Raw genomic sequence first — 7,221 nt, 5'->3', positions numbered from 1 at the left:
TATATTAAAACGCTTACATATCAATAAAACAAAAAAACCTCCATTTCTGAAGGATTTTCGGATAAATTAAACGATATTAATTATTGCCCATTAATTGATTTGAAGACATGCTCATGCGATTTAAAAACAGATAGGAAAGAGAAACAGACCAAGCTAGCGGTGTATTTCCGTTTGGTATATTGATTCCACCAATATATAGTTCCGGGATCTCCCAATTATCAGGGATAATTCTCTCTGTTTTCATGACATATTCATAGGCTTTCTCATACATGCCTAATTCAAAATAACATAAGCCCAGCCAAGGAAGACCAAAACACCATTCTGCTTCGCTGCCTTCATTATAATATTGATCATGGGCATACCGAATAACGCCATTTGTCCGCTCCAGCTTTTGAGAAACCATTTCCACAATTTTTAGTGCTGTTTTCCGATCAACAATTCGATAAGGATAAACAAGTGACAGGAGGGCAAGGTCTGTCTCTTTAGTTATACTTTCTCGTGGAAGGAGAAAGCGCAATGTTTCTTCACCCTTTTGAATTAATCCATCGTTGACATTTACCAGCATTTTCACTGAGTGTAGACCCGCTACACAGGCTCCCACGCTTGAAGCATGCAATTCAATATTTTCTTCCCACATTCCATTATCATGTGCTTCCCAGTACTGTAAACACTCTAGATAGTCTACTAATTTTTGAACCATCAAAAGGTCTTTCTCATCTCGAATAATCTTTTGCCCTTGCCGAACGCCCTCCCCAACTCCCCATAAGAAGGCTCCTAGCGCATCATTCTGCGCATGTCCCCACTCTTGACTGATTTCCTTTAATTCAGTCGAGTAGCGGGAATGAATGTGTTCAAAGAGATACATTGGTTTCTTTTCACGATGGATATCAATTTTCCATTCATACGTTTTAAAAAGATCAAACAAAGCATGATAAGCTTTTTCATACCGTTCAGAAGGACTTTGTAAAAATGGTAGTACTGTATAGACCACATCACGAATCCAAACATAATTATAGTCTTGTGAGATACTCGCTGTATACGCACCATTGGGAAGACGCATCCGATCTAATACATCAAGCGCATCATTTAATTTCATGCTAGACACCCCCGTTTATTATCAGCTTTCACCGTTCATTAAAGCGCTTTCAATTAGTGAATAAAAATAAGTCCGAACAAGTTGATTTACATGTGATAGTTTATGTAGAAACCTGTTCATGTGATAATCAAGAAAGGATATTCTACTAAAATGAACACTTGCCTACACCTTTGGCAAAGGGGTCGATGGTTTGTAAGGATCGTTCACTAGGTATATGGTCCTTATATATAGTGTATCGGTCATAGCTAAAACAATTTAATACTTTTTAAAAATAAAAAAACAGCTGGCCCGAAAGCCAACTGTGTTCCTCACCTTAGTTTCAATGCGTCGGCGAGTTTTCGGTATATATCTGTAACATCCTCTACTTTCATTCGTACTAATCCACTCGATGAAGGGGCGACAAAATCGACGGTTCCTGGCACGATTGACTGCGGTTGAAATCCCCAGTCCACCTTTTTCTTTCGTGAATATTCCTGATAAACACCCTTGCCCACGAAGCAAGCATATTTAGGCTTGTAAGCTTGGATTTTTTCTTTCAATTGCTGCCGTCCAATCACGTATTCTTCTCTCGTAATATCCACTGCTCCCACTGTCGGTCTCGACACAATATTCGTGAACCCATATCCAAGCTCCAGCAGGGCTGCATCTTCTTTAGGCAAATACCTGCGGGATGTTAAGCCTGATTCATGGAGAATCTTCCAAAATCGATTAGCGGGATTTGCATAATGATGTCCCTCTTCTCCTGAACGTATACTTGGGTTAAAGCCGATAAACAGGATGAGTAAGTTTTTATCAAGATGATCTGGAATATGATCCATATTCTACTCCTTTGACTATAAGTCCCTATAGTATAATACAAGCTAACCAAAGTATCTATTCCCTCATAATCTCTTTAGCAACAAGCTGACCTGATTTTGTCACAATGGGGGTGCCCCCGCCAGGATGAGTACTGCCACCAACAAACCATAGGTTTTTGATATCTTTAGACTTATTTCTAATTTTGGAGAAAGTTTGCGAAAACGTATTAGAGGACATGCCCTTGATACATGATGTTTTGCTTTAAGTTACTCAACCCCTTTTTTTCTACATTTGAATATTTTTTTCAGCATAGTCGTTTTTTAAATATGGTGCATTGATGAGAAAAAATAGATTACTATGTCCCATAGGCGCTAGACTAGCTTCAGACTTACCTGAATAACAAATATATATAGCCGGATTGTCTGGGAGTTGTTTCTTTATGAAGATATCCTTAAACTCCTCTTGATAGTTTTCGGGGAAAAATACGTTATGATGTTCAAGCTGTGGATACTGTTTACTCATCCCCATAAAAGGACAAACCCTGACAGGGAAGGCTCATAGCTTGCTAGTTTACGATTAGTCATGGATGGCCGGTGGCTGTTATTATCTTAAACGTGTATGATCTGTACCTTTTGAATCGCTTCGGCGAATTCTTCTGCTTGAACCGTAATGCGTTGTAATAGGTCTTCATCCTCTATTGGTGCTGACAAGTTTTCTTTGTTAATTTTCTTATCTATTATATAAACTCCTTGAAGCGGTTGTCCTTTTAAGACGGCGATTTACGGTTTTAATGCATAATCAATGGCCAGTAAATGTGCCGGACTTCCACCGACCATGATTGGTAAAACAGGTTTATTCTTTAACGCACCCTCTGGCAGTAAATCAATAACCGTTTTTAATACACCCGTATAGGAAGCCTTGTATACAGGAGAACCAATAATCACTCCATCCGCTTTTTCAATCAGTTCAGAAAATTTTTTTATTTCAGGACTATTATACCGAGCATGAATTAAGTCACCTTCAGGGAAATCACGTACGCTTACAGTAGTGACCTTAAATCCATGCTGTTCAATGATTCCTTTTACATAGTTCAGTACTAAATCTGTTCGTGAGGGGGAGGAAGGACTCCCAGATAAAATAACAATTTCACTCATAGTGTAGGATCCTTTCATGATACATGTTTTATCGTCTTGCTGCTTTTCTTACACACAAAAATATCCCCATTCAAAGAGAAAGAGGACATTTTGAATCTACTCTTATCTCTCAAGACACTACTTGCTGGATTTAGCACCTGCTTGCTCGAAAGCATAGGTTGCTGAAGCTTCAAAGGGCCAGTCCCTCAGCTTCTCTTGATAAGAATATTAAGTTATAATTATCATAATTGTTCGAATAGTCTCTGTCAAGATTATATATAAAAACCATACTCATTTACTATAATCAGTGGTATTAAGATGAATGGCTTACCATTGACGATCCAACCATTTCATTGAACATTTTATAAAATCGGTTATCATCGGTCAGTTCTGGATGAAACGCAGTGACTAAGAGATGATCACAGCGGGCGGCGACTATTTTTTCATCTACTCGTGCTAGAATTTCAACCTGATCACCAGCTGATATAATATACGGTGCACGTATAAATACCGCTTGAAAAGGAGCCTCCATCCCTTTTATTTCAATATTTGCTTCAAAACTATCAATTTGTCTCCCAAAACCATTGCGTTTAACGACGATGTCCATGATTTCTAAATGAGCAGACTCAGCCCCTTCAAGCCCTTTCGCAACGAGGACCAGGCCGGCACAGGTACCGAATATAGGTTTTTGTTGATTAGAAAAATTTTTAATCGCTTCGATAAATCCATAACGGGCCATTAAGCTCCCAATTGCTGTACTTTCACCGCCTGGGATAATCAGCCCATCCAGTTTTTCTAGCTGCTCAGGATGTTTGACAATTACGGCTTCAGAACCTGTATCGATTATTTGTTTTCGATGTTCCTCCACAGCACCTTGTAAGGCGACTACACCAATTACTGCCATGTTACACCCCTCGCTCCTGCATACGGTCTGCCACAGCAAGCTTAGAAATATCGATACCTGTCATTGGAGATCCAAGTTCCTTAGAAAGCGCCCCAATTAATTCATAATCATTATAAAACGTCGTTGCCTGAACAATCGCGTTGGCAAATTTCTCTGGGTTTTCCGATTTAAACACCCCAGAGCCAACAAATACCCCATCAGCACCGAGTTCCATCATCAGGGCAGCGTCAGATGGCGTAGCCACTCCTCCAGCAGCAAAGTTCACGACCGGTAATTTCCCTTCTTTTTTAATTTGTTTAAGAATCTCATATGGGGCTCCTAAGTTCTTCGCTTCAACCATTAATTCATCGTCATTCATTAAGATTATTTTTCTAATTTGAGCCTGAACTTTTCGCATATGACGAACAGCTTCCACAATATTTCCCGTACCTGGTTCCCCTTTTGTACGAAGCATGGACGCTCCTTCACCTATTCTCCGAGCTGCTTCTCCTAAATCACGACAGCCGCAGACAAAGGGCACCGTAAACGCACTTTTCAGAATATGGAACTCTTCATCAGCTGGGGTCAATACTTCACTTTCATCAATATAATCAACCCCCATGGCTTCTAACACTCTAGCTTCGATGATATGTCCAATTCTTGCTTTTGCCATTACAGGAATCGAGACAGCATTCAGGACAGCTTCAGTAATTCTTGGATCAGCCATTCTTGCGACTCCTCCAGCTGCCCGAATATCAGAAGGCACTCTTTCCAAGGCCATTACAGCTACTGCACCTGCTGCTTCCGCAATCTTAGCTTGCTCGGCATTGACAACATCCATGATGACTCCGCCCTTTTGCATATGAGCCATCCCTCGTTTAACCGCATCCGTTGCTATTACTTTATTCATCTCTTCATCTCCCAATTTATGTTGATTTTTTACTATTTGTTCTTTAGTATAAAAACCAAGTGAATGTATTAAAAGTGTCAGTTTTACATAAAACGATGGGTTCAGAGAAAGCAGGAGACTAGATGGATAGGTTAGCCGTTGAATTAAATAGAGACAGTTCCATTCCGATGTACGAACAATTATACGCACATATTAAAGCGGAAATTACGGAAGGCAGGCTGCTTTTCCAAACAAAGCTTCCCTCAAAACGTAAGTTAGCAGATGTCTTACATATAAGTTTAAACACAGTTGAAACAGCTTACGAACAGCTGACCGCTGAAGGCTACCTCGAGGTTATTCCACGTAAAGGCTATTTCGTGATGGCATCGGAAGATTTGGAATATATCGGAGCAAAAAGTACACTGCCCTTACAAACGAATCTACAAATGAATTCAATTACTATTGATTTTCATCCTAGTCAGATTGATACAGAAAACTTCCCCTTTCAACAATGGCGTAAATATGCCAAAAACAGTATGCATGAAGACCATCATGAATGGCTTTTACTTGGAGACTCACAAGGAGAAATAGAGCTGCGTCATGAAATCGCGGTATACCTATATCATGCTAGAGGTGTAAAATGCAGCCCAGATCAAATTATTTTGGGCGCTGGGATTGAAATTCTATTACAGCAGCTCGTTTTACTATTAAACCCAACTACCATTTATGGTGTCGAAGATCCCGGGTATCATCTAATTCAGCAAATTTTAACTTGCTATAATCATCAGGTGTATCCACTCGCAGTAGACGAAGAAGGCCTGATCGTGAAAAATGTCGAGAACTCACCGATTAATATCGTCTATGTGACCCCTTCCCATCACTTTCCCTACGGCACCGTTTTGTCTGTTAACCGAAGGACACAATTATTAAACTGGGCCAGCGGGCATTCAAATCGATTTATTATTGAAGACGATTATGATAGTGAATTTCGATATACTGGTAAAGCAATTCCCTCCCTACAGAGCTTAGATTACACAGAGAAAGTCATCTACTTAGGATCGTTTTCAAAATCACTCATGCCATCCATTCGAATCAGCTATATGGTCCTGCCAAAACAGCTGCTTGCTAGGCATAAGCAAGATCTCTCTTTCTACCACTCTACTGTTTCAAGAATAGATCAACATATCTTAACCGAATTTATGAAAATGGGAGACTTCGAGAAACATTTGAATCGAATGCGTAAACTTTACCGTCGTAAGTTAGAAAGGGTTTTAGCCTCAATAAAGCCCTATTCTTCTACGATTACAGTCATTGGTGAGCAATCGGGGCTTCATGTTGTATTAGCAGTTAACAATGGAATGACTGAAGACACACTCGTCACAAAAGCTGCTGCAGCTGGATTTAAAATCTATCCAGTATCGCTCTACTCAATGGCAAAACAGAACCTTTCACATCCACAAATCATTCTTGGCTTTGCTGGCATCCCAGAGACTAAACTAACAGAGGCACTGAATGGTTTATTAGAGAGCTGGGGGTTTTAACAGGATATGAACGAACTGATGAAGCAAAAGTACTTTTTGAATAAAAAAAGAGCTTGAAAAGTACTTCCAAGCTTACATGATTATAAATTAAATCTTGCCGAAATTAGGTTAGCGGCTTCTATCGCACTTAATTTAGTATTATTAATTTTTATGTAATTTTCTTTTTTTAATTCACCGTCGAAGGAGTTCAATCTGTGCTTTTTCATGGACTCCCTTAATTCATTTTCTGACCAATCTATGTTCCTTTTGGTAGGTTTTTGCTCAAGTCTGTGCGGGCTTTTATTTCGTTCTAGTCTCACATTCATTTCAGATTCTAACTCAACAAAATAAATCGTTGCCCCTTTTGATTGAAAAATTTCACAGAGATCGTCTACATATTTCCAATCCTCTGGTTGGTCAAAAGCCCACACATAGGTAAATATCAAGCCTTTCAGCTCACTCTCAGAAACAGCTTTAAATATTTCTGTTCTAAATAAATCTGATAGTCTCCACATCTCAGGACTAAACTTGAAAAATGGTTCAAGTAATTCAATGGTCATGTGGTTGTGAAACAGTTTCAAATCAGTTATCTTCTCTAATTCTTGCCCGACTGTCATTTTACCCACTGCTTGAGGTCCAAACAAAAGAACAAGTTTCATAAATTACCTCCTGCTAATTACTTCGAGTAGAGTCTTTCCCATTCTGATCTCTCACTTAAGACCTGTTCTTCCAATCATGATAAAAATCTTGAATAACTGAATGAATGGCATTTAGCGTAATTAAAATTAAATACAACATCATGACTGTCGCTATTTCCCCTGTAAAAAAGGCGATCATAGCAATACCAATCATCCAAACGATAAACATAGGTGACTTCATATTCATAAAAAAACTCTCCAGTC

At 39.2% G+C, this 7,221-nt stretch carries 9 protein-coding genes and 1 riboswitch; of the genes, 1 reads left to right on the top strand and 8 read right to left on the bottom strand.

Going from position 1 to position 7,221, the window contains the following annotated elements:
• Positions 1–76 precede the first annotated feature (76 nt).
• The 6 genes from AC52RT_RS11060 to pdxS all read right to left on the bottom strand — a co-directional run bounded on the left by AC52RT_RS11060 (position 77) and on the right by pdxS (position 4,820).
• A complete protein-coding gene (locus AC52RT_RS11060) occupies positions 77–1,096 on the bottom strand; it encodes a glycoside hydrolase family 15 protein (RefSeq protein ID WP_495540796.1) in 1,020 nt (339 codons plus the stop codon).
• 308 nt (positions 1,097–1,404) lie between these two features.
• Complete coding sequence (locus AC52RT_RS11055; protein WP_495540795.1) at positions 1,405–1,914, bottom strand: mismatch-specific DNA-glycosylase; 510 nt, start codon at positions 1,912–1,914, stop codon at positions 1,405–1,407.
• Between the two features lie 265 nt (positions 1,915–2,179).
• Positions 2,180–2,416 (bottom strand): hypothetical protein, encoded by a 237-nt coding sequence (locus AC52RT_RS11050; RefSeq protein WP_495540794.1) that lies wholly within the window; start codon positions 2,414–2,416, stop codon positions 2,180–2,182.
• A gap of 257 nt (positions 2,417–2,673) precedes the next feature.
• Positions 2,674–3,048, bottom strand: a complete 375-nt coding sequence (gene ssuE / locus AC52RT_RS11045) for an NADPH-dependent FMN reductase (protein WP_495540793.1) — start codon at positions 3,046–3,048, stop codon at positions 2,674–2,676.
• Between the two features lie 99 nt (positions 3,049–3,147).
• A riboswitch (SAM riboswitch) is annotated at positions 3,148–3,253 on the bottom strand.
• An 87-nt stretch (positions 3,254–3,340) separates the two neighbouring features.
• A complete protein-coding gene (gene pdxT, locus AC52RT_RS11040; RefSeq protein ID WP_495540792.1) occupies positions 3,341–3,931 on the bottom strand; it encodes a pyridoxal 5'-phosphate synthase glutaminase subunit PdxT in 591 nt (196 codons plus the stop codon).
• A 1-nt stretch (position 3,932) separates the two neighbouring features.
• The gene (gene pdxS, locus AC52RT_RS11035; protein WP_495540791.1) at positions 3,933–4,820 is read right to left on the bottom strand and encodes a pyridoxal 5'-phosphate synthase lyase subunit PdxS; all 888 of its coding nucleotides are present in this window, start codon (positions 4,818–4,820) and stop codon (positions 3,933–3,935) included.
• A gap of 122 nt (positions 4,821–4,942) precedes the next feature.
• Here pdxS and pdxR point away from each other — a divergent pair, with 122 nt between their 5' ends.
• Positions 4,943–6,340 (top strand): MocR-like pyridoxine biosynthesis transcription factor PdxR, encoded by a 1,398-nt coding sequence (gene pdxR / locus AC52RT_RS11030; RefSeq protein WP_495540790.1) that lies wholly within the window; start codon positions 4,943–4,945, stop codon positions 6,338–6,340.
• 80 nt (positions 6,341–6,420) lie between these two features.
• Here the strand turns inward: pdxR and AC52RT_RS11025 are convergent, their stop codons facing one another.
• Positions 6,421–6,978 (bottom strand): AAA family ATPase, encoded by a 558-nt coding sequence (locus AC52RT_RS11025; RefSeq protein ID WP_495540789.1) that lies wholly within the window; start codon positions 6,976–6,978, stop codon positions 6,421–6,423.
• 55 nt (positions 6,979–7,033) lie between these two features.
• Positions 7,034–7,221, bottom strand: a 188-nt coding sequence (locus AC52RT_RS11020; RefSeq protein ID WP_495540788.1) for a hypothetical protein, incomplete at its 5' end; no start/stop codon positions are given.

The sequence above is a fragment of the Peribacillus sp. genome (assembly GCF_059453735.1).
Note: the sequence above shows the minus strand (reverse complement) of the source record. Positions and strands in the feature narration are given on the sequence as shown.